The 24,575-nt window shown below is 50.2% G+C and carries 22 protein-coding genes and 6 tRNA genes; 12 read left to right on the top strand and 16 right to left on the bottom strand.

Going from position 1 to position 24,575, the window contains the following annotated elements; translation table 11 throughout:
* Positions 1–266: 266 nt before the first annotated feature.
* Entirely contained in the window at positions 267–1,520 is a 1,254-nt protein-coding gene (gene ccmI / locus ACJJIJ_RS04275; protein ID WP_444938727.1) for a c-type cytochrome biogenesis protein CcmI, read from the bottom strand.
* Complete coding sequence (locus ACJJIJ_RS04270) at positions 1,517–2,035, bottom strand: cytochrome c-type biogenesis protein (protein WP_444939563.1); 519 nt, start codon at positions 2,033–2,035, stop codon at positions 1,517–1,519. The genes ccmI and ACJJIJ_RS04270 overlap by 4 nt, the downstream gene beginning before the upstream one ends.
* Before the next feature lie 184 nt (positions 2,036–2,219).
* Here ACJJIJ_RS04270 and ACJJIJ_RS04265 point away from each other — a divergent pair.
* The 6 genes from ACJJIJ_RS04265 (at position 2,220) to ACJJIJ_RS04240 (ending at position 3,739) form a co-directional block, all read left to right on the top strand.
* A tRNA-Val gene (locus ACJJIJ_RS04265) sits at positions 2,220–2,295 on the top strand.
* A 48-nt stretch (positions 2,296–2,343) separates the two neighbouring features.
* Positions 2,344–2,420, top strand: a tRNA-Asp gene (locus ACJJIJ_RS04260).
* A 446-nt stretch (positions 2,421–2,866) separates the two neighbouring features.
* Positions 2,867–2,942, top strand: a tRNA-Val gene (locus ACJJIJ_RS04255).
* A 48-nt stretch (positions 2,943–2,990) separates the two neighbouring features.
* Positions 2,991–3,067 (top strand) — tRNA-Asp (locus tag ACJJIJ_RS04250).
* A gap of 471 nt (positions 3,068–3,538) precedes the next feature.
* Positions 3,539–3,614, top strand: a tRNA-Val gene (locus ACJJIJ_RS04245).
* A gap of 48 nt (positions 3,615–3,662) precedes the next feature.
* A tRNA-Asp gene (locus tag ACJJIJ_RS04240) sits at positions 3,663–3,739 on the top strand.
* Positions 3,740–3,849: 110 nt separating this feature from the next.
* On the opposite strand, the gene ACJJIJ_RS04235 is transcribed toward ACJJIJ_RS04240, so the two are convergent.
* On the bottom strand, positions 3,850–4,308 hold the full coding sequence (locus ACJJIJ_RS04235) for a GFA family protein (protein WP_444938726.1): 459 nt from the start codon (positions 4,306–4,308) through the stop codon (positions 3,850–3,852).
* Between the two features lie 375 nt (positions 4,309–4,683).
* Positions 4,684–5,544, bottom strand: coding sequence for a patatin-like phospholipase family protein (locus ACJJIJ_RS04230; RefSeq protein WP_444938725.1), 861 nt, complete (start codon positions 5,542–5,544; stop codon positions 4,684–4,686).
* Between the two features lie 182 nt (positions 5,545–5,726).
* On the opposite strand from ACJJIJ_RS04230, the gene ACJJIJ_RS04225 reads away from it, so the two are divergent.
* The 3 genes from ACJJIJ_RS04225 (at position 5,727) to ACJJIJ_RS04215 (ending at position 7,672) form a co-directional block, all read left to right on the top strand.
* On the top strand, positions 5,727–6,224 hold the full coding sequence (locus ACJJIJ_RS04225; protein WP_444938724.1) for a PH domain-containing protein: 498 nt from the start codon (positions 5,727–5,729) through the stop codon (positions 6,222–6,224).
* Positions 6,225–6,335: 111 nt separating this feature from the next.
* Complete coding sequence (locus ACJJIJ_RS04220) at positions 6,336–7,070, top strand: esterase/lipase family protein (protein ID WP_444938723.1); 735 nt, start codon at positions 6,336–6,338, stop codon at positions 7,068–7,070.
* 140 nt (positions 7,071–7,210) lie between these two features.
* Positions 7,211–7,672 (top strand): GNAT family N-acetyltransferase, encoded by a 462-nt coding sequence (locus tag ACJJIJ_RS04215; RefSeq protein WP_444938722.1) that lies wholly within the window; start codon positions 7,211–7,213, stop codon positions 7,670–7,672.
* An 18-nt stretch (positions 7,673–7,690) separates the two neighbouring features.
* On the opposite strand, the gene ACJJIJ_RS04210 is transcribed toward ACJJIJ_RS04215, so the two are convergent.
* From ACJJIJ_RS04210 to ACJJIJ_RS04190, 5 genes are all read right to left on the bottom strand, one after another.
* Positions 7,691–9,199, bottom strand: a complete 1,509-nt coding sequence (locus ACJJIJ_RS04210) for a PepSY-associated TM helix domain-containing protein (RefSeq protein ID WP_444938721.1) — start codon at positions 9,197–9,199, stop codon at positions 7,691–7,693.
* 46 nt (positions 9,200–9,245) lie between these two features.
* Entirely contained in the window at positions 9,246–9,884 is a 639-nt protein-coding gene (locus ACJJIJ_RS04205; protein WP_444938720.1) for a hypothetical protein, read from the bottom strand.
* Positions 9,885–9,922: 38 nt separating this feature from the next.
* Entirely contained in the window at positions 9,923–12,127 is a 2,205-nt protein-coding gene (locus ACJJIJ_RS04200; protein WP_444938719.1) for a TonB-dependent siderophore receptor, read from the bottom strand.
* Positions 12,128–12,564: 437 nt separating this feature from the next.
* A complete protein-coding gene (locus tag ACJJIJ_RS04195; RefSeq protein WP_444890760.1) occupies positions 12,565–14,139 on the bottom strand; it encodes an AbgT family transporter in 1,575 nt (524 codons plus the stop codon).
* Between the two features lie 89 nt (positions 14,140–14,228).
* On the bottom strand, positions 14,229–15,239 hold the full coding sequence (locus ACJJIJ_RS04190; RefSeq protein WP_444938718.1) for a tryptophan--tRNA ligase: 1,011 nt from the start codon (positions 15,237–15,239) through the stop codon (positions 14,229–14,231).
* Positions 15,240–15,852: 613 nt separating this feature from the next.
* Here ACJJIJ_RS04190 and ACJJIJ_RS04185 point away from each other — a divergent pair.
* Together ACJJIJ_RS04185 and ACJJIJ_RS04180 are read left to right on the top strand one after the other, a co-directional pair.
* Complete coding sequence (locus ACJJIJ_RS04185; protein WP_444938717.1) at positions 15,853–16,536, top strand: glutathione S-transferase family protein; 684 nt, start codon at positions 15,853–15,855, stop codon at positions 16,534–16,536.
* Positions 16,537–16,749: 213 nt separating this feature from the next.
* Complete coding sequence (locus ACJJIJ_RS04180) at positions 16,750–17,484, top strand: 4'-phosphopantetheinyl transferase family protein (protein WP_444938716.1); 735 nt, start codon at positions 16,750–16,752, stop codon at positions 17,482–17,484.
* 43 nt (positions 17,485–17,527) lie between these two features.
* Here ACJJIJ_RS04180 and ACJJIJ_RS04175 read toward each other — a convergent pair whose 3' ends face one another.
* From ACJJIJ_RS04175 to ACJJIJ_RS04165, 3 genes are read right to left on the bottom strand one after another with little or no spacing between them, the layout of a single operon-like run.
* On the bottom strand, positions 17,528–18,046 hold the full coding sequence (locus ACJJIJ_RS04175; RefSeq protein ID WP_444885459.1) for a MaoC family dehydratase: 519 nt from the start codon (positions 18,044–18,046) through the stop codon (positions 17,528–17,530).
* Between the two features lie 25 nt (positions 18,047–18,071).
* Positions 18,072–18,599 carry a MaoC family dehydratase gene (locus ACJJIJ_RS04170; protein ID WP_444890765.1) on the bottom strand — a complete coding sequence of 176 codons (528 nt, stop codon included), beginning with the start codon at positions 18,597–18,599 and terminating at the stop codon, positions 18,072–18,074.
* Positions 18,600–18,644: 45 nt separating this feature from the next.
* Entirely contained in the window at positions 18,645–19,505 is an 861-nt protein-coding gene (locus tag ACJJIJ_RS04165; protein WP_444890766.1) for an HpcH/HpaI aldolase/citrate lyase family protein, read from the bottom strand.
* Between the two features lie 185 nt (positions 19,506–19,690).
* Here ACJJIJ_RS04165 and ACJJIJ_RS04160 point away from each other — a divergent pair, with 185 nt between their 5' ends.
* Complete coding sequence (locus tag ACJJIJ_RS04160) at positions 19,691–20,902, top strand: CaiB/BaiF CoA transferase family protein (RefSeq protein WP_444938715.1); 1,212 nt, start codon at positions 19,691–19,693, stop codon at positions 20,900–20,902.
* 56 nt (positions 20,903–20,958) lie between these two features.
* Here the strand turns inward: ACJJIJ_RS04160 and ACJJIJ_RS04155 are convergent, their stop codons facing one another.
* From ACJJIJ_RS04155 to ccmE, 4 genes are read right to left on the bottom strand one after another with little or no spacing between them, the layout of a single operon-like run.
* Positions 20,959–21,552: an IMPACT family protein gene (locus ACJJIJ_RS04155; RefSeq protein ID WP_444938714.1), complete on the bottom strand. Its 594-nt coding sequence runs from the start codon at positions 21,550–21,552 to the stop codon at positions 20,959–20,961.
* Entirely contained in the window at positions 21,515–22,099 is a 585-nt protein-coding gene (locus ACJJIJ_RS04150; protein WP_444885463.1) for a DsbE family thiol:disulfide interchange protein, read from the bottom strand. Before ACJJIJ_RS04150 ends, ACJJIJ_RS04155 begins: the two co-directional genes overlap by 38 nt.
* A 17-nt stretch (positions 22,100–22,116) precedes the next feature.
* On the bottom strand, positions 22,117–24,102 hold the full coding sequence (locus ACJJIJ_RS04145) for a heme lyase CcmF/NrfE family subunit (protein WP_444924643.1): 1,986 nt from the start codon (positions 24,100–24,102) through the stop codon (positions 22,117–22,119).
* On the bottom strand, positions 24,099–24,548 hold the full coding sequence (gene ccmE, locus ACJJIJ_RS04140; protein WP_252085318.1) for a cytochrome c maturation protein CcmE: 450 nt from the start codon (positions 24,546–24,548) through the stop codon (positions 24,099–24,101). Before ccmE ends, ACJJIJ_RS04145 begins: the two co-directional genes overlap by 4 nt.
* Positions 24,549–24,575 lie beyond the last annotated feature (27 nt).

The following is a 24,575-nucleotide window of genomic DNA, read 5'->3' as shown; positions in this document are numbered from 1 at the left end:
GGCGCCACCGGGGCTTTCAGCGCGGCTTTTCACAGTATCTTTTCACGCGGATTATCGGCCGGAATGGCCAGTGGTCAAGTCAAGATCGCGCAATGGCTTTAACTGGTACCCAATGCCAACATTTCAAGCGGCACAAAATCATCACCAGTGGCAAAACAAAATCTATTTCTACCAGTGCGGCTGTGACCGCCCAGGCGCCAAATAGTTCTCAGGCCGCAGCACTCTCCTGAACACTGCAGCCTGCCAACGCGATGCTTGAATAGGGCCTAAAGCTCCCGGTCAATAACGATAGACTGCGACTCACTCCAGCTGGATTTAGGTAGGGTCTTGATAGAGCCCTGCCAATCGCCCGCCGCGGGGCGCGCGTCACCACGCAAAGCCAAGCGTGCGACCAATTGCACCGTATCTACGGTTGAAATGGAGCGCCCTGGCATCATAGCCTGGGATTCATCCAACACCACTTCGGCTGGTAACTGGCCAGCGGTTAGCCGAACAATCGCCAAAGGCATTGGGCTATCAGTGCTGCGGGCATAAATGAACACCGGCGTTGACGGATCTGCTTTAACTTGATCACCCAAGCTCACTTGCACTCGAATTTCCGCTGCGGCCTCACCCGCAACTCCAGCATTTTCCTCTACAGCGGCTTGAACTATCTCAACCGCACCATCTTTACCATCTTCGCCCAGGGCCTTTTCGGCGCGGGCAACACCCGCTGCCAATGCCTCTGCCGCCGCAGACCCTGGAGCCAGCTGCGCAAGGGCACCCTGCCAATGATCACGCGCCTTGCGGTAATCCTTGTCCTCATAGGCTGCAATTCCCGCCAAGCCTAATGCTGTCCCATTGCTGGGCTGGGCCTCTAGCACCTGATCGACCAGAGTGCGAATTTCATCCGTTATTTTAGAGCCGCCCGCAAAAAATAACGCTTGCGCCAGCTCGGCCTTAACCATAACTGCCTCGGGTTCGCGTGCCAGCACATAGCGATAGGCCTCTACCGCTCCGGCGATATCACCAGTGACCAGAAGCCGTTGAGCCAGAACAAAGCGACTACTCAAATCCTCAGGGTGAGTTTCTGCCCGCTGCTTTAACTGCTGGGTGATGCGCTCTTCAGCTGAGGAGTCTGTTTGCCCCTGCTGACTGGCCAACATTTCACGGTACAGAGATACTTCCTGGGGGCGCTCAGAAAAGACATAGGCCCCCACTGCAATCGCAGGTACAAGAACGGCCAGACCAATCAGCAACCCGGAGCCTTTACGCGAGGGAGTTACGGCATTCGCTTCTTCTTTGGCGCTCAATAATTCGCGTGCCATCTCCGCTTCCAGCTGGGCAAATTGCCGCTCATCCATAGCGCCACTTTGCACCGCTGCGCGAAGCTCCCGCGTGCGCTCTCGATACAGCTGCGCCAGGGCTTCACGCTTATCTCCACCGGAACGCCGGGCACCGGCTCCACGCAATCCCGGTAAAAGGAAGATAAATGCCAACAGCAATAACAGGATCGCTAAACCAAACCAAATATCAGTCATTTGCTCTTCTTCCCAGGGTCAGTCAAATCGTCCAGGTTATCACCTAGCAGTTTTTTCAGACGGCGCCTCTCTTCTGCAGTCAATTCTCCAGAGTCATCGTCCTGACTGGCACCAGTGCCACTGCGAGAACGCACCACAATCACAATCAAAGCCAGTAGACCCACCAAGGCAAAGATGCCGGGAGCCAGCCAAAGCGCCAGAGTATTGCGCTGTACCGGGGGCCTGTAGAGAACAAAGTCCCCATAGCGGGCCACCATGTAGTCGGTAATTTCTTTGTCTGTAAAACCCTCTTCCAGTAGCCGGCGAATTTCCCGCCGCAAATCTGCGGAAATCGACGCATCCGAGTCGGCCAGGTTCTGGTTCTGGCATTTTGGACAACGCATTTCTTCGATCAGCACCCGGTAGCGCGCCTCCAGTTCCGGAGAGGACAACTTCTCCGTCTCCACCACCGCCTGTGCCACTACGGATAGGCACAAGAGGCCAAACGCAAGTAGAAATTGCCCCAACCAGCTCATCTGTTTCACGGCTTACTCCACGCTCACACCCTGGAAATTTACGCGATTATAACAGTGTCGCCACTTGCCGGACACGCCCACCATCTCGCTCTTAAACGCCTTAACTCATTGAAAGACAAAAAAAAATTCAAAAAAGGCGTTGACGCCGCAAAGAATATCATTAAGATACGCAGCTCCTGACACGGGGTGGTTAGCTCAGTTGGGAGAGCGACGGCCTTACAAGCCGTAGGTCACAGGTTCGACCCCTGTACCACCCACCACTTCTCTTACTCTTGCCAGGCAAGAATTATCAAGAGAAGCAGGAATGCGGACCGGTAGTTCAGTTGGTTAGAATGCCGGCCTGTCACGCCGGAGGTCGCGGGTTCGAGTCCCGTCCGGTCCGCCATACACAAAAAAGCCCTGCTCGCAAGAGCGGGGCTTTTTTGTATGTGCAGACATTAATACCCTGTAAAACTCCTTCTCCAAGCTCCTGCGCCACCCCCAACACCCACCTGCAGCAACTCAAGCAATTAACAACAATAAGCGGCAGTAAAAAATCACTCCCCGCACAACCATTATTACCAGCCTCGCGTGCACACAATTTTAATCGCCAGTAACAAGGCAACCAACAATTCCCAACCCCAACAGGTTTCTTCCACTACCATTTAATTGTCAGCAGGATAAAAAACCAGCAAGTTATTTTTAAGTTAAATAAATTCAGCGGATAAAACTCCGAAAGAAAACCCACCGCCTAACTGATGTTTTTTTATCCTAAATCAAGTTTTTAGAATTTTTTTGTCATAGTTGTTGACCGCTAAAAAAATATCATTAAGATACGCAGCTCCTGACACGGGGTGGTTAGCTCAGTTGGGAGAGCGACGGCCTTACAAGCCGTAGGTCACAGGTTCGACCCCTGTACCACCCACCACTTCTCTTACTCTTGCCAGGCAAAAGCCATCAAGAGAAGCAGGAATGCGGACCGGTAGTTCAGTTGGTTAGAATGCCGGCCTGTCACGCCGGAGGTCGCGGGTTCGAGTCCCGTCCGGTCCGCCATATACAAAAAAGCCCTGCTCGCAAGAGCGGGGCTTTTTTGTATATGCTCCGATCCCATAAGCAGCTCAAAGAAATTTTTGTTAAAAAAATTAATTAAATTTCGAAACTATACCCGGCAACCCGTTAAAGGGATGGCGCAAGTCTGAGCGATCGCCAGCCTGCTACAGAAAATCTCATCGAAGTAAATTCTTACCAAAAGCTTCCTTTGTGGACCACACCAAACAATCACTTCACCCGATAAAATTATCTGCCAGCCCACACCGAAATATTCTTTAGGTTTATTTTTTGCTGACGGCCAGCAAAGACAAAACAGCTCTTTATCTGCCGGAAAAACATTCAGCTAAAAGGTAAATTAAAAAAAATAATTGGGAATTGATGATTTTTCGATCTAAATAAATTTTTATTTAATTTTTTTTGTTAAAGCTATTTACCACAGATAAAAAATCATTAAGATACGCAGCTCCTGACACGGGGTGGTTAGCTCAGTTGGGAGAGCGACGGCCTTACAAGCCGTAGGTCACAGGTTCGACCCCTGTACCACCCACCACTTCTCTTACTCTTGCCAGGCAAGAGCCATCAAGAGAAGCAGGAATGCGGACCGGTAGTTCAGTTGGTTAGAATGCCGGCCTGTCACGCCGGAGGTCGCGGGTTCGAGTCCCGTCCGGTCCGCCATATACAAAAAAGCCCTGCTCGCAAGAGCCGGGCTTTTTTGTATGCGCCAATAATCAACAGAGATTGAGGAAAGTAGAATTGCCTAATGGCTTTTTAGAGTATGCTGCACCTCAACTTTCCAGTAACTCACCCTCTTCTCTTTCGATCACTTCGTGCAGCAGTCTACTCAGCTCATCCATTTCAGGCATCTCCGCAAAATGCTCGGCCTGACCACCAATCTCATCCCAGTACGCTTTAGAATCAACGTGTAAGTGGGCCATCACCTTGCCGCGAAACTCTCCGTCTAGTAGCCCAGCCGGCACCCAAAAGTGCGTAGTATTACTCATCAGGTGAGGAACAGAGCTGCCGCATTCACTACAGAAGTCGGAACGAAAACCGGTAGGTTTTCGATAAGAGGAAATTTTGTCCAATCCACGCACCCAGCGAAACTTTTCACGACTGATGAATAATGCGGTATCTGATGCGGAACCACTTAACTTGCGGCAGAGTGAGCAGTGGCATTGATAGAGACCGGGCAGCGGCTCTTCCAGCTGAAACTCAACAGCGCCGCAGAGGCACTTTCCGTTCATTATCTACTCCTTTACCTTAAGTTTGTTATTCAAAATTTTGCTTGGAATCCCACGAGTCACAGAACCATTCTCCTTATAGCCCTACAACTCATCCCATCACGGCAAGAAGGGGCAACTTAATAATCCCGAGCCAGGCAACCCTTCAAGCCGTCAGAAACACTATGAAAATTCAAAGGTTCCTTAGGTTAGCAACATTCTCCCCCCTTCACACAAGACTCCTAGAGGTCAAAGAAGAAATAAATGCCAATACTGGGCAAACTCCAGTGAAGCCTCCAGCCAACACGCCCCCCCAGCCTTACTGGCATACATGTAGCTGCCACCCTAGTGGTGAGCACCCGCAGCCCTTTACGGGCTGTCAGGTCCTATTGGCGGCAACTAATCCCTTGAATTTCTTAGAAAGCTTCGACCCAGCTCACTGCCGACCAGATACCCTTTCTCCAGCAACTCAACCTCCTGAGTAAAACGCTTAACGGGAAAGTCCGCAGGAGGCGCTATCACTGACACCCGGCAATCCGGTGGTGGCGCCTGGATAAAGTCTAAAGCGCGGTTGTAGCGCTCTCCGCGCTCCAAGACCGCTTCAAACAGGCGGGCGTGATCGTGGAAAAACTGCTTGATGAACTTAGGAGCTGAACCCACTGGTTTTCTATAACCCAGTGGGCGAGACAGAATCACAGTAATATCCCGCGCCCCCTGCTCGTATGCTCGAATAACCGGGATTGAGTCAGCCAGGCCACCGTCGGTCATTGGTTCCCCAGCAACAGGAGGAAACTCCCGGTAAGCCATGGGGATAGCGCAGGATGCAGGAAACACTTCATGCATATTCTCGGGCGTGACGCATACGTAATGGGGCTGCCCGCTGTTGATGCTAGTTGTCACCGCATAGAGAGGCACGCCATTTTCCGTATAGCGCTCAATATTCAGAGGGAAATCATTGTAAGAGGCATGCCATAACCAACTGATATCGCAAAAGTGCCCCCCTCGCAAATAGCGCCGCCAGTCAATAAAGTCCGCGCGTGTGGCATGGTCAAGTAAAATCTGGCGGCTACGGCCATGGTCTCCCGCCAGGTAACCAATCAGGTTGGTTGACCCCGCAGAAACGCCAATGGCGAAGTCAAAGGGGCAAAAATCCACCTCGATAAAAGCATCCAAGACTCCGGCTGCAAAAATTCCGCGCATAGCGCCACCCTCTACCACAAGGGCTGACGTGCTATCTCGCTCTTCAATCCGATTCGCCATAGTTAATCCATTGTGAAAATCGATGTTGCTCAAAATCTATTTTTGAAAACCTAAGCCGCGCTAAATCTATTTAGCCTCTCCTTTTATAAAGGGCCAATTACATAGACTGCGACTTTGCCAAGCCGATTCCATCAGCACTATGATTGAGACATTCAAACTGCCCATTACTTATTGAGTAATTTATGCCTCTTGTTGTTTTTCAAGCCCCCTGGAGCCGCCAACTGAAAATCATCAGCGCACTGAGTGCTTTTCTACTTTTGGCAATACCCTTCGTGCTGATAGCAAAATCCCAGCAAAGCCCTTCCCTCCTCTATAGCGTTGCTATTGCCCTGCCACCGGTCATTTTGCTACTAGGTGCCGTGTTTGCCATCCGCGGTTATACCCTCGCCAACGACTGCCTGCAGATACTAAGGCCAGGCTGGAGAACCTCCATCTCCCTAGAAGGCTTGCAGGAGGTCAAAGTCGACCCAACAGCCATGCAAGGATCGGTCCGCATCTTTGGCAACTCCGGCCTCTTTGGCTACATCGGGCTCTTCCAAAACCAGCAACTGGGTCGTTATCGGGCCTTCGTCACGGATCAAGAGAAAGCTGTTGTTTTATATTTCCCCGGTAAAACTCTGGTCATTACCCCGGGCAAACCCGAACGCATGGCCGAATTACTGCGCCAACGTATTAGATGACTAAGCGGTACTCATTTAATGATGCTCCCCTCCTCACTGAGCGAGCATCTTGGATTTTTACAGGCCCCGCAGCATACTGCAGCCACGAGAGCCACTGCTGAAAGAAAATCAATGAAGAAGTTTTTTCTCACCCTATCGCTATGCCTTGGGTCTGTATTCCTGGGCGCACCGTCAGTAAACGCCCACTCGGCCTGTGTAATCTTGCTGCACGGCCTGGCCAAATCGGATAGTTCCATGACAAAGCTGGAGCAAGCGATCAGCGCCGCAGGCTACAAGACCGTCAATGTAGATTACCCCTCTACCCGCTTCCCCATTGAGGAGCTGGCCGGCAGGGCCATAGCCCCGGCACTGGATCATTGCGCAGGACAGACTGAAATCAATTTTGTTACCCACTCCATGGGGGGCATATTGGTTCGCCAGTATCTGAGACAGGTTAAGATTGAGAACCTCAACCGCGTGGTTATGCTGGGCCCTCCCAATAAGGGCAGTGAGGTGGTGGATAAGCTCGGTAGTTTCCCAGGGTTTGAATTTGCCTTTGGAGATGCCGGCCTACAACTAGGTACAGGCGAGCTGAGCATTCCCAATAAACTAGGCAGCGCTAATTTTGATGTGGGTATTATTGCGGGTACTCGCAGTATCAACCTGATACTGTCACGACTAATCCCTGAGACTGATGACGGAAAAGTCTCGGTTGCCAGTACCAAGCTGGAAGGCATGAATGATCACTTGGAAATGCCTGTCACCCATGTCTTCATGATGAAGGACAAAAAGGTTATTGCGCAGGTACTCCATTATCTCGAGCACGGCTCCTTTGCAAGGGGTACTCAGGAGGCCCCTCTCAATTAAAATAGCAACCAGCCACTGGGCCTTTGTGAAAAAAATCAGAGGCCCACTACATACTGACTTTTTTTACCCTACCTGCCGGTTTAATATCCAATCTACTCCTAATAAAAAATACAAACCCAGTAAACCAAGAGGCAATACAAGTGCAGTGGCAATGGTGTAGCTTTCAACAACTCTCTATCGATCAGCTTTATGAAATCTTGCGGACACGCCAGGAGGTTTTTACGGTAGAGCAGGATTGCCCTTATCAAGATGCAGATGGCAAAGATCAAGAAGCCTGGCACCTAATCTGCTGGGACAAGGAGAGCCAATCCCCACGATTGATGGCTTACCTACGAGTGGTATTTCCAGGCAAAAAATATTCCGAGCCCTCAATAGGCCGTGTGCTTACCGCAGAGTCTAGCCGTGGCACAGGGCTGGGCAAAGAACTGATCCGCCGCGCGGTAGAACAAACCCTGAATGAATATCCAGGTTTGGGGATTCGTATTTCCGCCCAAGAGCACCTACGTAAGTTTTATGGAGATTTTGGCTTTGAGCAGGTCTCCACCCCTTACGAGGAAGACGGTATACCTCATATCGAAATGTTGCGCCCGGCATCGGAGTAGATACCGGGCTATGCCAGCTTAGTTACTTCCAACTGCCCCACCAACAGTGGAAGCAAAGGCGCCATCCCGGTGGCGCACCCAGGTATAGAGGCAGGAGGCCGCGATACCTGCAGCAATCAGCAGCCACACAGCATTGGCAACCAGTGAGGCCCTCACAAAGGAATCCGCCCCATACAGGGAAGCGTGAACAACCACAGCCAGAATGCAGGCTGCGGTGGTAGCTCCGCGGAGCAACATAGACCAACCGACAACAGTCCCCACAAAAGCAGCTATCACACTTAAAACGATTGTGGTCAACCAGAATACCTGAGCGGCAGGAATAGCAAAGGCCAGGTAAGTCACAGCACTGAATGCAATAGCAAAAGGGATTCCCCAGACCTGAGCCATCCAAATACGCTCAAGGCGCACCGCTGGCTGACCCCGCTGGCGCTTGCGCACCAACCAGATATTAATACCTGAAACCACCAGCACACACATGCCAATGCCCAGTAAGAAATAGGCAATTTTTACTGGGAAACCGGAGAAATGCCCGAAGTGCAGACGGAATGTGGAGAGGTATACCTGCTTGGCCGCATCACCTTCAGACCATCCCTCTTTTTCTATCAGGCTGCCATCCCCATTAAAGTGGTAGCGCTCTCCCCAAACCAGCTTTTCGGGAACCCGCGTCCAAACCTCCACTACCTGCCCCTCGCGGCCAGGGAAGGCAACCTCAAGCTTAGTACGTTCCTCACCCGGTGCGATCTGCTCCATTTGTGCAAGAATCGCAGCAAAATCTGGAAGAGGCACCTGTGCGGCATTCTCTTTCATCACCGGGTGCTCGCGATACAACATATGCTCAACCTTCTCGGTATCCCCAGCAAAGAAAACACCAGCAATTGCAAAAGCCGCAACCTGTGAAAGTCCAATAAAAGCGCCGGTAATAGCAATCGCCAAGTGAAATGGTGCAGCCCAGACACCCAGCCGGTTGTGCAAGTCCACTTGCTGCAAGCGCTTTGAACCCGCCAGGCGCAAAGAGAAAGCATCCTTAATGATTTTCGGGTGTGCCAATAATCCAGAGATAATCAGTGCGGTCATCAATACACCGATCAAGCCTACAAGAGGAACCCCCAACCCCAGGGGCAAATTTAGTGCAAAATGCAAATAAGCGAGGAAGTGCGTCCACTCATGCTGAACCTCACCCAGCAAAGAACCATCCTCATCGACATAACGCTCAATATCACCCACTTCCACAGTCAACCTGGGCATATCTGAGTTGGGGATGGTAAATTTTACTGATTCAAATTCTTCGTTTTGCTCTTTCGCCAGGGCAACCGCCTGTTCGGTAGCAAGCTGATATACAGAGGGACTGACATCGAGATTTTCCAGCTCTGAAGCCTGCTCCCAGCGTTCAAATTCATTGTAAAAAACCGCAAGTGTTCCACTGACACAAACGATATAGAGCAGAGTGGAGATGGCCAGACCGAGAACCGAATGTCCGTCAGTCATATCACGCACAAAAGCAGGGGTTGGCTTTAGGGAAAATTTCACGTTGAATTCCTAGTGAGGTCTCTTTGATCTCAAAATCGTTATTAGCTTACGCCGCTGGCATTACGGCAATGCCACTCGCCAGTGAAAAAACTACTAGCGCCGCACTGGGGCGCAGCAGTTTCTTATCCGCACTACACCAAACCATCGCCAGGGTCCAAACAATAACGGCAACAAAAGCGCCCCCTACAAGACGGGCACTCTCACCAAACCCGGTGAAGCCAAAATAAAGAAGGCCGGCCAAAAGACCACTGGCTGTTGGTAACAATGCGATAGCCAGAAAACGTAAAACACCTCGAAGCCATAATTGCAGCAAGGCCTCATTGGATGCCGCCCCGCCCGATCTCTGTTTTTCCTGCCGAGGGGGGCCGCTCGGCCAATCACCTTTTAATGCGAGCAAGATCAGGGCGGCCAGCATGGCCAGGAGAGTGGCAATACTCACACCATATTCCCCCCCCACCACTGCACTCCAAGCGAATGCCGATAACAACAACAGGCCCCAGCCACTCCAGCGGCGCAACGGCTGGGAGCCGCTACGCAGCCAGGCTGAATAGAGACTAAAAATACCGGCAGTGGCAAAAATAGTGGCCAGTCCGGCAATCAAATAGAAGGAACTCGGCATAAATATCACACTGGGAGATTTCAGCTCCCGCCCAATAGTGAAACGCAAAAAAGGGAGCTTGCCCACAGACTCCCCCTGCGGACAAACTCCCAGTCTACTCTAACTTAGAAAGTGTAACGTGCCTCAGCAGTCACGTAGCGACGCTCGCCGTAGAAGCAATCACCACGGCTCAAACAAGAGGTGGTGTGAACTTCATCGGTCAGGTTTTTCACATTCAGCTGGAATTTCCAGCTTTCCAGGGTGTAGCCGATGGTTGCGTCATATAAGGTGTAGGATGGATTTTCTGTGGGGAAATCTTCTGCACCAGCCGGAAGACCGCCATAATAGAATGCGTACAGCGGAAGCACTTTATCAATACCGGTATAACTCTCACCAACATGACGAGCACCTGCCCCAACGCTTAGACCGGGAACCCACTCACTAAAGTCATAGTTGCCCCAGAGAGAGAATTGCTCCTCAGGTACAGTCTCGATCTCAGTGCCAACCTCAAATGGATTGCTGCTTTCTAGCACTTCAGTATCCATCTGGCTGTAATTAGCCACTAGCGCCAGATTGCCCCACTGTCCACTGGCCTCAAGCTCAAATCCATCAATCTGCGCCTCACCGATTTGTCGGAAAGATCCGTCAAGACCGTAAGTTAAGCGATTTTTTTGCTTAATCTCAAAAGCAGAAGCAGTCATCAGGATATTAGTACCTTCTGGCTGGTATTTAATACCGGCTTCAACTTGCTCCCCTTTAACAGGCTCGTAGGTACCACCCTGGCTATTCGGATCGGCTAAAACAGCTTCAAAAGATTCTGAATAGCTAACATAAGGCGATACACCACTGTCGAAGGCATACATTAAGCCAAATCTTTTAGTGAGTTCCGTCTCTCTCTGTTTGCCACTTACATTTTTAGCAACATTACTTTGTGTTCTCGATGATAATCTATCTTCACGCAAGCCCAAGTTAAAAATAAAGTTACCAAGGCTAACTTGGTCTTGGAAATAAATACCTACCTGCTCAGCATTGACATCGGTATTTTCTCTATCCCGCTCTTCCAGTCCTTCTGGTACAGAACCATAAACCGGGTCAAAAATATCAATGTCGCCACCAAGGCCACGCTCTCTCAGAATGCTGTTATCGATTTCTGCATTCTGGCTATCAATACCTGCAGAAATCTGATGCTCAAAAGCACCAGTAGTCAACTCGCCTGATAAGCGCAGGTCAAAAATCAAAAGATCGCTTTTCGCATCTTTCATATAGACAGTACGCGACACTTCACGAAGATCTTTTTGTAAGCGCAGATCATGAGTGTAGTCAGCATACATCGAGTTGTAGTCGACATCCCCTTTTGAATAACGGAGGCCTGCATTGATGCCCCAGCTATCGTTTAAGCGATGATCAACCCACAAGCTATAAGCGGTTTGTTCCGTGTCGTACTTATCCCAACCTGGCTCACTAATAAAGGTATCGGTCGGGATTTCACCGTTTACGTTATCAACAATGGTGCCGCCCCAGGGCAGGAAGGCCGCAGTGGTACCAGTGTTTTCTTCTTGATGGTTCACCAAGAAAGTAATTTCAGTATCCGCACTGGGACGCCAGGAAATGGAAGGCATAAACAGAATGCTGTCGTCATCGACATGATCAACCTGAGCATCTGCATCACGAGCATAACCCACTACGCGGTAGAGCCACTCTCCATCGCTATCCAGGGCTCCGGTAACATCGCCAGCAATTACCTTACGATCATAGTCTCCGCCCTGCACCATCAGTTCACCACCAAACTCCTCTTTGGGGCGTTTGGAAACCAAGTTGACGATACCTCCAGTAGAACCCTGCCCATAAAGGACTGAAGACGGCCCTTTAAGAATTTCGACGCGCTCAAAAGCGTAGAGGTTTGCACGTGAGCCGGTATAGCTACCGAAGGTTGTTTTTAGTCCATCGACAAACATGACTGGGTCAACAGCACGCACGGTAGACCAGTCGCCGCGAGCATCAACACCAAACAAGCCGCCATTCACTCCAGAAGAGTACTGCAGGATATCCTGCACGGTTTTAGAGCCAGTAACATCGAAGAAGTCTTTATCACGCAGAGAGATAGAGAACGGTGTCTCATCAACCGGAATATCTTGCTTACCAATAGAAGTCTGGCGGGACAGGTTCAACTCGCCGGTTACGTTAACCTCTTCAAGAATTTCATTTTTATCTTCGACAGCAAAAGCTGCTGAACTGCCTGCAGCAACAGCCAGCGCCAACAGCGAACGGCTAAGGCCGGAGATAACAGGAGAGGAGTTTTGGCGTAAACCTTGGAAACGAGCGGTGCCCATGGGGATCCCTCAACAATCATTGGAAGATTTTTGTTGCCACAGCTTCTGCTGCCGACATTTGATGACGCGGATCTTAATAGGAATCGTTATCACTTACAACATTATTAGAACATTTTTTTACTAGTGCAACTCACCAAATAGACAAAGGCTCGTAAACAGACAGGACTAAACCGGGGTAGAAACTTAACTGACACCCCAAAAATGATAAGTTGAGAACCTTAGGCACGATGGAGCTGATTAATACAGCCAATCTGTAAGAGCAAAAATTAGCCAATATTTTTATATTTTGGCGGTAGCGTGAAGAGCGGGCTGGAAGGTGTTCGGTTAATTTTCAACCGCAGCTGAGAGGGATAAGAGGCACCCAGAATTGGGGCGCCTCTTATAGAGAATTGTTTTGGCTCCAAAGCGGGTAAACACACTCAGGGGCCAACCACTCATTAAGGTGTCGGATAGGTATAGCTCGCCTGCAGCCCCAAAGGCATACCCAGGTTCCAGTAAAGAACGAGGAACAGGGTCCAGCAGATCAGGAACACCACCGAGTAAGGCAGCATAATAGATACCAGAGTACCTATACCTGTACTCTTCACATAGCGCTGACAATACACCACTACCAGCGGGAAGTAAGGCATCAATGGCGTAATGATATTAGTGGAGGAGTCACCAACCCGGTAAGCCGCCTGAGTCAGATCCGGAGAGAATCCAATCTGCATCAGCATGGGCACAAAAATCGGGGAGAGCAACGCCCACTTGGCGGAGGCAGACCCTACAAACAGATTGATGAACGCCACCAGTACAATAATCCCCATCAGGGTGATCGGGCCCGGCAGGTTCATAGCCGCCAGTAGACCACCCCCCTCAATCGACAACAGAGTACCTAGGCCTGAGCGGGCAAATTCGGAAATAAACAACGCACAGAAAAAGGCCATCACGATGTAATAGGCCATGGAACCCATGGTCTTGGACATCGCATCGATTACATCCTTACTCTTGTGGAAAGTCCCAGCGGCAAAGCCAAAAACGACTCCCGGGATAATGAACAACAGGAAGATCAGCGGCACAATAGACTTCATCACCGGCGCAGCAAAGGAGGCGAGCTGCCCCTGGGAATCGCGCAATGCAGAGGTCTCCGGCAACATCCAGGCGATAAGGCCAACAATGCCGGCAACCATTACGGTAACTGCCAGGTACATCGCCTTCTTCTCGCGGGCGCCCAGCTCCTGCATTACCGGCATATCTTCTTTATCGCCATCAATGGCAACATTCTTCAGGCGGGGCTCGATCACCTTATCGGTCAGCCACCAACCCAACATGGTCACCACCAGGCAGGACGCCGAGGTGAAGAACCAGTTGTTAAGCGGGTTGACCTGCATCTCCGGATCAACGATCTGTGCCGCGGTTTGAGTAAAGCCCTGGAGTAAGGGGTCAATGGCCGAGGGCACAAAGTTCGCCGAGAAACCACCTGACACGCCGGCAAAAGCGGCGGCAATTCCCGCCAATGGGTGACGACCGGCCGCATAGAAAATTACACCACCTAAGGGAATCACCAACACATAGCCGGCATCCACTGCGGTATGGCTGACAATCGCCACCAGAATCAACATGGGGGTAAGCAGCATCTGTGGTGTTACCGCCAGCAGCTTTTTCAGCACTGCATTGATAAAGCCACTCTGTTCCGCGACACCCACTCCCAGCATAGCCACCAACACGACGCCGAGAGGTGCAAAGCCGGTAAAGGTTGTCACCATACTAGAGAGAAAGCGGGCCAGCTCACTACTGGAGAGAAGATTGGTTACCTGAATCGCTTCTCCCGTGGCTGGGTGCAAAGTATCGAAACTCACACCAGATAACAGCCAGGACAGCACCCAAATGGCCACCATCAATACCAGGAAGAGCACCGCCGGGTCGGGCAGTTTATTACCCACAACCTCAATAAAATTCAGTGCCCGGTTGATCCAACCATTTTTGTTATTGGCATCATCGCCCCCAGTGGGACCTGCCTGAACATTTTCCATATCGAAACCCTGTACTTTCGTTATTTGTTATTAGAGTGAAAGGCGTGGGAAGAACCTCGTAACAGCAGCTCCCCACGTTGTAAAAATGGCTACTGGCCAATCTTGCGAATACCCACCGCGTGACGCAATTTCTCGATAAAAGGTGCCGAATAGGCACGGGCCTTGGCTGCGCCTTTCTCCAGCTCCTCTTCAATTTGGGAGGGGTTCTCAAGCAGAGCGTTATAGCGTTCACGCGCCTCACCAATCTGGCCATTGACCAGTTCGAAAAGCTGCTTCTTGGCCTCACCCCAGGCAATGCCCTCTGCAAAGGCCTTGCGCATTTCAGCAGTTTGCTCCTGAGTAGCAAATGCCTGCCAAATTTGAAAAACCGTGGAAGTCTCTGGGTCTTTGGGCTCGCCCGGTTCCAAGAGATTGGTCTTGATCTTGTTGATATGCTTTTTCAGTTTTTTCTCAGGCAGGAATAAGGGGATGGTATTGCCGTAGCTCTTGCTCATCTTGCGGCCATCCAGTCCCTGCAGAACAGCCACGTGGTCATCCACTACCGCCTCGGGTAGGGCAAAATGCTCACCATAGTGATGATTGAAGCGCTGAGCGATATCGCGGGCCATCTCAATATGCTGCACCTGGTCTTTACCCACCGGCACCTTGTTGGCATTGAACATCAAGATGTCTGCAGCCATTAGGATCGGGTAGCTATAGAGACCCATGGTGACGCCAAAATCGGAGTCTTCGCCATCTGCACGGTTGGCATCCACGGCGGCCTTATAAGCATGGGCGCGATTCATCAAGCCTTTACCAGTCATACAGGTAAGCAGCCAGGTCAACTCAGGGATTTCATGGATATCCGACTGACGATAGAAAACCACATTATCTGTATTCAATCCCAGCGCCAGCCAGGTTGCCGCAATCTCCAAGGTGGACTGATGCACCTGTTCCGGGTCCTGGCACTTAATCAACGCGTGATAATCCGCCAGGAAATAAAAAGACTGGTTGTTCTCGTCCTGGCTTGCGGCGATGGCCGGGCGAATCGCACCAACATAGTTACCCAGATGGGGAGTACCGGTGGTCGTGATACCGGTCAATACGCGCTGTTTGCTCATAAATCCTTCGTTTTCCGTACTGAGTTCAGGCAATAAAGGAGGAATCATAACCTGTTCGCGCCCGAGGTTGTATCAGCCGAAGGCATCCACTTCCAGGCCTTGCCCCAGCCATACCGGAGTACGTATATCGCTGTCCCTAACGCCAAAACACCAGAGAACCCGACATCAGCAGAAAACTTCCCGCAGTACTGACTGGCTGAAACCCTGAAGGCTCTGCGAAAGTGGTAACAAAGAGTGGTGCAACTTTCAAAACCGACCAGCTGGACTGATAACTCACCGACTCCAGCGCCTTTCTATGTAGTACACCCCAATTCAACCTGTGCAACCTCACTGTGTGCCAATATGTCTACGTGTAAAGTCTCCAACTTTCCTATCATGCTACTCTCCTCTCCTAATAACCAAATTCCTTGCACGTTCCGACTAAACCACAAAAAAAAGTTATTGGCGCAAAGTTAGCGCTAATTGGCCTTCAGGCCAGTCGCAGCGGATAGCAATTATGAGGATATTATTCCTCATGCAGTGATATTGATCAGATATCGTCTGGCGATGATGGAAGCCAAAAACCGCTGTCCAACCATACCTCCAGCACCAAAACTACATATAGAGGAAGCTTATGTATCAATTGTTTATTGGAAATAAAAACTACTCCTCCTGGTCTCTTAGACCTTGGTTGTTGATGCACCATTTGGAGATACCTTTTAATGAAAAGCTGGTTACCTTTGAGGAAGGCGGTAGTTGGGAAAAATTTCACGGCTTCTCTCCAACCGGACAAGTGCCCTGCCTGAAAACAGAAGACGTGACGATTTGGGATTCCCTAGCAATTACTGAGTACATTGCCGAAGACTTCCCGCAGGTCTGGCCGAGTGAGCGAGTAACTCGTGCCTGGTCACGCAGCGCTTCCGCAGAAATGCATTCTGGCTTTTCTGCGCTGAGAAATATCTGCCCAATGAACTGCGGCCTGAGCGTTAAGCTGCATGAAATTTCAGAGCCCCTGCACAAAGATATCAAGCGGATTGATGAGTTATGGAGTGAAGGTATTAAGAGATTCGGCGGACCATTTTTGGCTGGCGAGGAGTTTACCGCTGTCGACGCCTTCTTTGCTCCAGTAACAATAAGGGCCAAAAACTATCATTTACCTGTTAGCAAAACCGCGAAGCAGTATATTGATCTGATTCACAGTCTTCCCTCAATGCAAAAATGGATAGCGGATGCGATTCAAGAACCCTGGAGGGAGACCGCTCATGAGGAGGAAGCCCGGAGTTTTGGAACGATTGTGGCGGATTTACGCCAAAAATAGCCCTTACTGGCTTTTTTAATTAGATGCCTCCGGCTCCCAAAAAATTACTGATTTTTAGTTCTGGAGCATAGTTATTCATACAACATGCCCCGGTGCAGCCAAGTACTGCTGCATCGGCAACTGCTCTATGGCAGAATGTCTTACAAAAATTTGCTTTGTAAAACTCACTCTACAAGCAGGTAGAGGCAGCAGCCACAAGTTCCAATAGCCGTAATGTTACACACCAAGCAAGAAGCACCTTTAAACTATAAATTTGGATTTATTACAGATGCTTCACCCATTAAGCCCCTGAATTTTTCAGGCCTGGTACTGGAATGCCAATTCGACCAGGACAATTATCAGGATGATTTGTATTCAAAGCTGGGTATCCAATTTCCATCTGAAATCACCCACGCTTATAAAAAACGCAAAGCCGAATTCCTTGCGGGCAGGTATTGTGCGCACCTTGCACTAAGTTATTTTGGGCTTATTAACACACCTATACCCATTGGCCCCAACCGAAGCCCTCTATGGCCAGCAGATATCTCAGGCTCTATCACCCATGCGGATAACCTTGCCATATGTGCCGTAAATAATGAGCCACAGGCCCTGGGCATTGATTATGAGCCGACAATCGCTATAAATACTGCGAATGAAATAAAAAGCCATATAATCAACCGAGCAGAGGAAGTCCTCCTTAGTGAAAGCGGGTTACCCTTCCGACAGTGGATGACCATTGCCTTTTCTACTAAAGAGAGCTTATTTAAGGCACTCTACCCTACTGTTAAGCAATACTTCGATTTTCTCGATGCCGAAATAGTGCATATTGACTCTAAAAACCACAAATTAGTATTAACTATCAAGCGCGATCTGTGTACCGCTGTCAGTAAAGGGCAGCTGTTTTCAGGAACCTATAGGTCCCACAGGGAGGGCATTATTACACTGGTTGAACATCAGGAATTATTGTAGGCGCTCTTGGACAAGAGTCTGGAGCTTCTCGATTGTATCGAAGTTAATATCCAGCCCTTTCATAGGGCCCAAGATTGCGTCGGTAGATCAATAGCTTACGCTCAAAAGAACATACGCAGGCACCATGTTGGTTGAGAGCACGGGAACTAACATGCAGTAAACCTTGATCGGGGCGTGATTTGGATTTTCGCTTACCCAATACTTCCGATTCCAAATATAAAGTATCTCCAGCGTAAACCGCATCCACTTTGCAATTTACCATGCTCAAGTTGGCAACCACTTTACCAAATGTCCGGGTTGTCAAAGCCATTGCACTCAAAACAAAGGTCTCAGGCACTCTAACTCTGTCACCATAAACTCTACGAGCATAGCGTTGGTCAGAATATCCAGGGCTCAAATCAAAAGAGTGGCGCGCATAGCGTAAGCAGCTAGCCTCAGAGAAAGTATGACCTGGCCGATGCTCGAATACCTGCCCTTCTTCGAAATCTTCAAAGTCAACACCACAGGTTTCGATATAGGTATTTGGCTCAACCTCCCTGAGAAAATGCAACGAATCCTTCACAACTTTCTCCCAACCAAAATAGTAATCAATAATTTTTTGCGGAAAATGGCAGATGTTCTCGCTTGTAAACCAGCATGGTACAACGTATCTCACAAGTTTTTTGTTGTTTTTGATTGGAGCCGCTCAGTAAAATCTCAATCAGGCCAGACTCCGAATCTTTCAGATTGGCACCGACAAACAGCACTTCACTTTCGGCATATAAAGTATCACCTCCAAATACCGGAGCCAGCATATCAATACCACCCCACTCAACAATTCTCTTGCGACGGTAGTAAGTTTTCCAAATCATACCCATTAAACGCTGAACGATCAGAGTTGTATTAATGAGAGGTCTTTTAAATTCGGTGTGTTCGGCATAGTACTCATCAAAATGAATCATCGCCTGGTTAAAAGTATTCACACACTCTTCGACATTATCTTGCTGACTGATCGTCACCCCCGGTCGGTGACGAAAAACCTGCCCCACCTTAAAATCCTCGAAATCCAAACCATAACGCTCCCGGTAGCGATTATTGCCAAGAAAAATATACGCGGGGAAACGATATCGATCCATAAGAGCCCTCTGCTTTAGGCATTAATACCAGTAGTCCTGCTTGAATTACTGCCTATCTACCAAGGTAACCAATTTTCTCGCCCGTTCTACCACTGGTAGATCCACCATGCGCCCATCAACCACCACTACGCCACTGGGATTCTCTTTAAACGCCTGTACGATTTTTCGCGCTCTTTGCACAGTTTCTTCTGTCGGGGAAAGCCCTTGGTGAACAGGGTCGATTTGCCTTGGATGCAAAACTATTTTTCCACGAAAACCTAATGCGGCTACATTTTGGGTTTCCTGTAACAAACCCTCAAGATCCTCTAGATCCAGATATGGGCCATCCACAGCATCTATATGCGCGTATGCCGCAGCCTGTAGAATACGACCCCTAGCGTAACGCAAGGATTCCCAGCTTATGTCCGCCCCCACTTCTGCACAAAAGTCTGCAAAACCAAAACCAATGGCCAGTACATTATCGGAACTGGCGATATCCAAACTGTTCTGCAGGCCTTTTGCCGATTCAACCAGCGGCAAAAGCCCGATTGATTGCTCAACTGGCGCCAACAAGTCATTAAACCAACTGATTTCTTCGGCAGATTCCACTTTGGGGAGAATTACAATATCTGGTTTTGACCCCATCCCCAACAGTAACAAAACATCCCTTAACCCTGCCTCTGATGACAATTGATTGATACGCAGCGCTCTCAAGGACGATTGAGTGTCTGGAGGTGGAAAAAATTCTGCTACATTCTGTCGCGCCGCCTTTTTAAACTCAGGGGCGACGGCATCCTCTAAATCTATGCAGGCTATATCTGCGCCACTCGTGAAGGCTTTTTGATACCTATCCGGTCGACTGGCAGGCACAAATAAAATGCTGCGACAAAGAAAGCTCTTCTTTATATGCATAGCAGTAGTATTCACTTATTGGCCCCATTCCCCGACCGCTCTTGTACCCATGCATAGTAGCAGCCGACCTCCGCCTTAAAATAAAAGGTACATTAGATTTAGCAATAACCTTGCCTATACAAAGAACCTTCCCGCTATACGCTTTATATCTAACCTAAACTTGCACTCACCAATATAGAAATCATCGGGAATGTCACTCTATGCTCCCCCTGAAAGACGTACGCGTGGTTGCTGTAGAGCAATATGGTGCCGGTCCTTTTGGCACACTCTATTTGGCTAATTTAGGTGCGGAAATCATCAAGGTGGAAGATGTCTCTCTGGGTGGTGATGTAGGCCGGACAGTTGGCCCTTACTTTGTAAAAGGCGAAGAGGAGGAGGAAAACAAGGATAACAGCAGTTTGTTTTTCCAAGGGTTTAATCACAACAAAAAAAGCCTGTCACTCAACCTCAGAACCGAGGAGGGACAGCAGATACTGCAAAAACTTATTGCCACTGCCGATGGAGTTAGCTGTAACCTTCGCGGCGATGTCCCAGAAAAGCTAGGCATCACCTACCAAGCCTTAAGAAAAATTAATCCACGAATTGTGTGTGCCCACCTTACGGCCTATGGCAGAAGTGGAAGCAGGGCAACCTGGCCCGGTTATGATTACCCCATGCAAGCAGAGGCGGGATATTTCAAATTAACAGGAGAACCCGAAAGCCCCCCTACACGCTGTGGACTCTCTTTGGTGGACTTATCTACGGGAGTGGCTATGGCTCTAGCCCTGGTATCCGGCATCCTCAGTGCCCGGGAAACGGATCGCGGCCGCGATATAGATGTCAGTTTATTTGATAACGCGCTGTATAACCTCTGTTACGTCGCCATGTGGCAATTAAATGCCGGTCACAATCAACAGAGACCGCCTCGCTCTGCACACTTTTCCCTAACCCCCTGCCAGCTGTACACCACCAAAGATGACTGGATTTACTTGATGTGTAACAAGGAAAAATTCTGGGTTGAGCTGTGCAATGCCGTAGGGCACCCAGAACTGTGCCAAGACCCAAGATTTATTGACTTTAAAGCGCGCTTAAAACACCGCGACAGCCTAACGACTGAGCTGGATAAAATTTTCTCAAAAAAAACTACAACAGAGTGGCTCACTATACTAACCGGCCGGGTGCCTGCAGCTCCTATTTATGATGTTGAGCAAGCCCTGAATAATCCTTTTGTTACGGAAACCGGCAGAATTCGCTCCATGACTAGCGATGCGGGCAACGAGATCAAAATCCTGGCGCCATCAATACACTGTGGAAATGAAACGGTAGAATTCCGGCGAGCTCCACATATGGGGGAAGATAACGAGTCTATCTTACAAGAATTGGGTTACTCTGCCGAAGAGATCGGAAAATTCGCCAAACAAGGTATCATCTAGCCCAAATAGCTCAGCTTCTACGAGATTATTTAAACACCTCGAGCAAGCTGGAAAAATTAGTCCTGAAACTCAAATGCCTCCGCTAGCAGCAGCTCTCGTAGGGACTGCCATTGATCTTGCGGTAAAGAAATAGACACTGTTACCTTGCTGGCATAATCCGCCTGGCCGCAACTGCCCTGATGACGGGCCACCAGAAAACGCAAGCGGGATTCCTGGGCAAAATCACAGCATACAGAAGCCTGCTGTAACGGCACAAAGGTCTCCAAAGGCATAGCCTGTAAAGCAGCACCCACCGATCCCCGATAGGCACGCATCAGGCCGCCAACCCCTAATTTGGTTCCACCAAAATAGCGGGTCACTATAGCGCCCACATTGCCAACACTCTGCTTGAGGAGCAGTTCCAGCATTGGGCGCCCTGCACTGCCGCCGGGCTCACCATCATCATCGGCTTGCATCATAGTGGGGTTGGCGGGATTGCCGACAATCAACGCCGTGCAGTGATGACTGGCATCTGGGTACTGCTGGCGAATTTGTTTGAGTTGATGCTGAAAGGCCGTTTTATCTGTTACTGGTCCCAACCAACAGATAAAACGGCTTTTCTTCTCTTCAGTCTCACTGACAACGGGAGATGAGGGAATCTGATAGGTCACCGGCAAATGCGTCCCAGTGCTGGCTTTTTAGTTTTTCGTAAAGTGGCTGTAGTTTAGTTTGCCACACCTTATCGTCCACGATGCCAACGTGTTTACAGCGGATAGTGCCCTCGGCATCCACCAGGAAGGTTTCTGGAGCACCAAAGACGCCCAGGTCCAGGGCCAGGCGCCCGTCCCTGTCGGCAACGCTAAAGAGATAGGGGTTGTGAAATTTATCCAGCCATTTTATGGCCGCTGAATCATCATCCTTGAGGTTAACACCAATAATAGGTACGCCCTGCTCTGCAAGGGCGTTGAGGTAGGGGTGCTCAACACGGCAGGCCACACACCAGGTGGCCCAAACATTGAGAAGGTGCGGCCCCTTGGGCAGATCGCCTTTTTGCATGACTTGCTTGTTATCAGCAACCTTTTCCAGGGAAAACTCCGGCACTGGCTTATTCAGCAGCGCCGAAGGCATTTCCTGGGGATTCAAAAACAAACCACGCCAAAACAAAAGCGCCAGGGCCACAAAAATTATCAGGGGTAAAAAGAGTTTTAATCTCGACATTTAATTCTTCCCGAAACTTAGGCCGCCGCCAAATTACCGCTGAGAGATGCCTCGCGCGCCGCCTTAGCTTTGCGGTAACGCTTATCCGCCACGGCAATGCCACCACCAATAGCCATAAGCAAAGCACCCAACCAAATCCACACCACAAAGGCCTTGTATTGCAGGCGCACGGCCCAATCCCCACTAGGATTACTGCGGTCCAATGGCTCGCCGAGGGCAACGTAAATATCACGGAATAAGCCAGTATCAATTGCCGCTTCGGTCATCGTGTTGCCGCCAGAGAAATAATTGCGCTTCTGCGGATACAACTCTGCAACCGGTTTGCCATTCTTGCTAACGTGGATCACGCCCTCGAAAGCACGGTAATTTGGGCCTTGTGCCAGGCGTACTCCACCGAAATCAAAGTCATAGCCAGCCACCTGGTGGCTATCGCCAGCACCCATACGCAAATCTTCTTCCACGCTGTATACGGTCGTTAACACTACCCCCAGCACTGCCACTGCCAAGCCTATATGGGCAAGATGCATCCCGTAGTAACTGGCACGCTGACGCTTAAGGCCGGCGACAAAAGATTTGGCATTGCGGGTTTTGGAAACGATATCTGCAAGACTCGCGCAAAATACCCAGGCGCCAATAAAGAGGCCGAGTACCGCACCCCAGTGGTAATGGTCAAAGGCCAGAGGCCAGACCAGAGCCACCACCAGGGCTGCCAGGAATGGCAGGCGCCAGGCGCTGAGAAGCTTGTCCCAGCGGCTGTCTTTCCAGTTCGCACGCACCCCCATCCCCAGCAGCAGGCAAAGCACCACCATCAAGGGCACAAAGAACAGGTTGAAGAAGGGAGGGCCAACACTGATTTTGCCCAGGTTCAAGGCATCTGCCACCAGCGGATATAAAGTGCCAGTCAGCACCATCGCCATAATCAAGATCAGCAGGATATTGTTACCGAGCAGGAAGGTCTCCAGTGAGCGGAAGGAAAATACACTGCGAGCACTCACTGCTGGCGCGCGCAGCGCAAACAACAGCAAGGAGATCCCCACAACCACCGCCAGGAATCCGAGGATAAAACTACCGCGCAACGGGTCAGTGGCGAAAGCATGCACGGAAGTAATTACCCCGGAGCGCACCAGGAAGGTGCCCAGCAAGCTCAAACTGAATGCAAAAATTGCCAGCAGAATAGTCCAGCTTTTAAACAAGCCGCGCTTTTCCGTGACGGCCAATGAGTGCATTAGTGCGGTGCCCACCAACCAGGGCATCAGCGAGGCATTCTCCACAGGGTCCCAGAACCACCAACCGCCCCAGCCCAATTCGTAATAGGCCCACCAACTACCCAGAGCGATTCCAAGAGTGAGGAAAGCCCAGGCGACTACAGTCCAGGGTCTGGCCCAACGAGCCCAAACCGCATCCAAATGCCCGCCCAAGAGCGCAGCAATGGCGAAAGCGAAGGCTACAGAGAATCCCACGTAGCCCATATACAATAGAGGCGGATGGAAAATCATCCCTGGATCCTGCAGCAGCGGATTCAGGTCGGAACCCTCCATGGGCGGGAATGGCAAAGTGCGATCGAAGGGATTAGACGTCAATATAATAAAGAGGAAAAAGCCGATCAGTACCACACCCAGCACTGAAAGCACTCGCGCTAGCAGCTCCGGCGGTAACTGGCGGCCAAATAGCGCCACAGCCGCAGCCCAGCCTGCCTGGATCAACAGCCACAGCAGAATAGAGCCCTCGTGACCACCCCACACCGCGGTGACCTTATAGTAAATCGGGAGAATACTGTTGGAGTTTTGCGCTACATAGTTAACGGTGAAGTCGCTCTGGATAAAAGCGACTGTCAGGCAGACATAAGCGATAAAAACAAATGCAAAGACGCCCAAGGCCAGTGGCCTGGCGGCCTCCATCCACAGGGGACGCGCACTATAACTGCCTGCTATTGGCAATATCGAAAGCGCAAGAGACAGCAGCAAGCCGACTATCAGCGCAAAATGGCCCAGTTCAGGGATCATATCTTCGCTCCATCGGTGCAGCCTTCGTGGGAAACCATGCTTTCCGCAACTTCAGGAGGCGTGTAGTTTTCATCGTGCTTGGCTAGTACCTGATCGGCACGCAAGACGCCACTGGGCATCAGCTGCCCGCTAATCACTGCAGCTTCACCTTCTGCAAATAGGTCCGGCAGAATCTTATCGAACACGACCGCCAATTCCGCCTCACCATCGGTAATAACAAACTGAACATCCAGGCTGTCTTCCGCGCGTTGAACACTGCCCGGTACGACACAACCACCGGCGCGGATGCGCTTCTCAAAAGGCACCTCACCTGCGGCAAATGCGCTGGGAGCATAGAAATAATCCATATTTTCTCGCATCGCATAGGTGACAAAACCTACGGCGGCACTGGAAAGGGCGACCAGAACAAGTACCAGGATCAGACGTTGCTTGCGTACGGGATGCATTGTTTAGGTGAACTCCATAAGTTTTTG

This window comes from Microbulbifer mixtoriginis (SeqCode) (assembly GCF_052467945.1).
This window is presented reverse-complemented; position numbering and strand designations above follow the sequence as displayed.

Excerpts from the sequence above, each read along its gene's own strand:
- ccmI (WP_444938727.1), bottom strand. The coding sequence starts at position 1,520 with ATGACTGATATTTGGTTTGGTTTAGCGATCCTGTTATTGCTGTTGGCA.
- ACJJIJ_RS04270 (WP_444939563.1), bottom strand. The coding sequence starts at position 2,035 with ATGAGCTGGTTGGGGCAATTTCTACTTGCGTTTGGCCTCTTGTGCCTA.
- ACJJIJ_RS04235 (WP_444938726.1), bottom strand. The coding sequence starts at position 4,308 with ATGAACGGAAAGTGCCTCTGCGGCGCTGTTGAGTTTCAGCTGGAAGAG.
- ACJJIJ_RS04230 (WP_444938725.1), bottom strand. The coding sequence starts at position 5,544 with ATGGCGAATCGGATTGAAGAGCGAGATAGCACGTCAGCCCTTGTGGTA.
- ACJJIJ_RS04225 (WP_444938724.1), top strand. The coding sequence starts at position 5,727 with ATGCCTCTTGTTGTTTTTCAAGCCCCCTGGAGCCGCCAACTGAAAATC.
- ACJJIJ_RS04220 (WP_444938723.1), top strand. The coding sequence starts at position 6,336 with ATGAAGAAGTTTTTTCTCACCCTATCGCTATGCCTTGGGTCTGTATTC.
- ACJJIJ_RS04200 (WP_444938719.1), bottom strand. The coding sequence starts at position 12,127 with ATGGGCACCGCTCGTTTCCAAGGTTTACGCCAAAACTCCTCTCCTGTT.
- ACJJIJ_RS04195 (WP_444890760.1), bottom strand. The coding sequence starts at position 14,139 with ATGGAAAATGTTCAGGCAGGTCCCACTGGGGGCGATGATGCCAATAAC.
- ACJJIJ_RS04190 (WP_444938718.1), bottom strand. The coding sequence starts at position 15,239 with ATGAGCAAACAGCGCGTATTGACCGGTATCACGACCACCGGTACTCCC.
- ACJJIJ_RS04185 (WP_444938717.1), top strand. The coding sequence starts at position 15,853 with ATGTATCAATTGTTTATTGGAAATAAAAACTACTCCTCCTGGTCTCTT.
- ACJJIJ_RS04180 (WP_444938716.1), top strand. The coding sequence starts at position 16,750 with ATGTTACACACCAAGCAAGAAGCACCTTTAAACTATAAATTTGGATTT.
- ACJJIJ_RS04170 (WP_444890765.1), bottom strand. The coding sequence starts at position 18,599 with ATGGATCGATATCGTTTCCCCGCGTATATTTTTCTTGGCAATAATCGC.
- ACJJIJ_RS04160 (WP_444938715.1), top strand. The coding sequence starts at position 19,691 with ATGCTCCCCCTGAAAGACGTACGCGTGGTTGCTGTAGAGCAATATGGT.
- ACJJIJ_RS04150 (WP_444885463.1), bottom strand. The coding sequence starts at position 22,099 with ATGTCGAGATTAAAACTCTTTTTACCCCTGATAATTTTTGTGGCCCTG.
- ACJJIJ_RS04145 (WP_444924643.1), bottom strand. The coding sequence starts at position 24,102 with ATGATCCCTGAACTGGGCCATTTTGCGCTGATAGTCGGCTTGCTGCTG.
- ccmE (WP_252085318.1), bottom strand. The coding sequence starts at position 24,548 with ATGCATCCCGTACGCAAGCAACGTCTGATCCTGGTACTTGTTCTGGTC.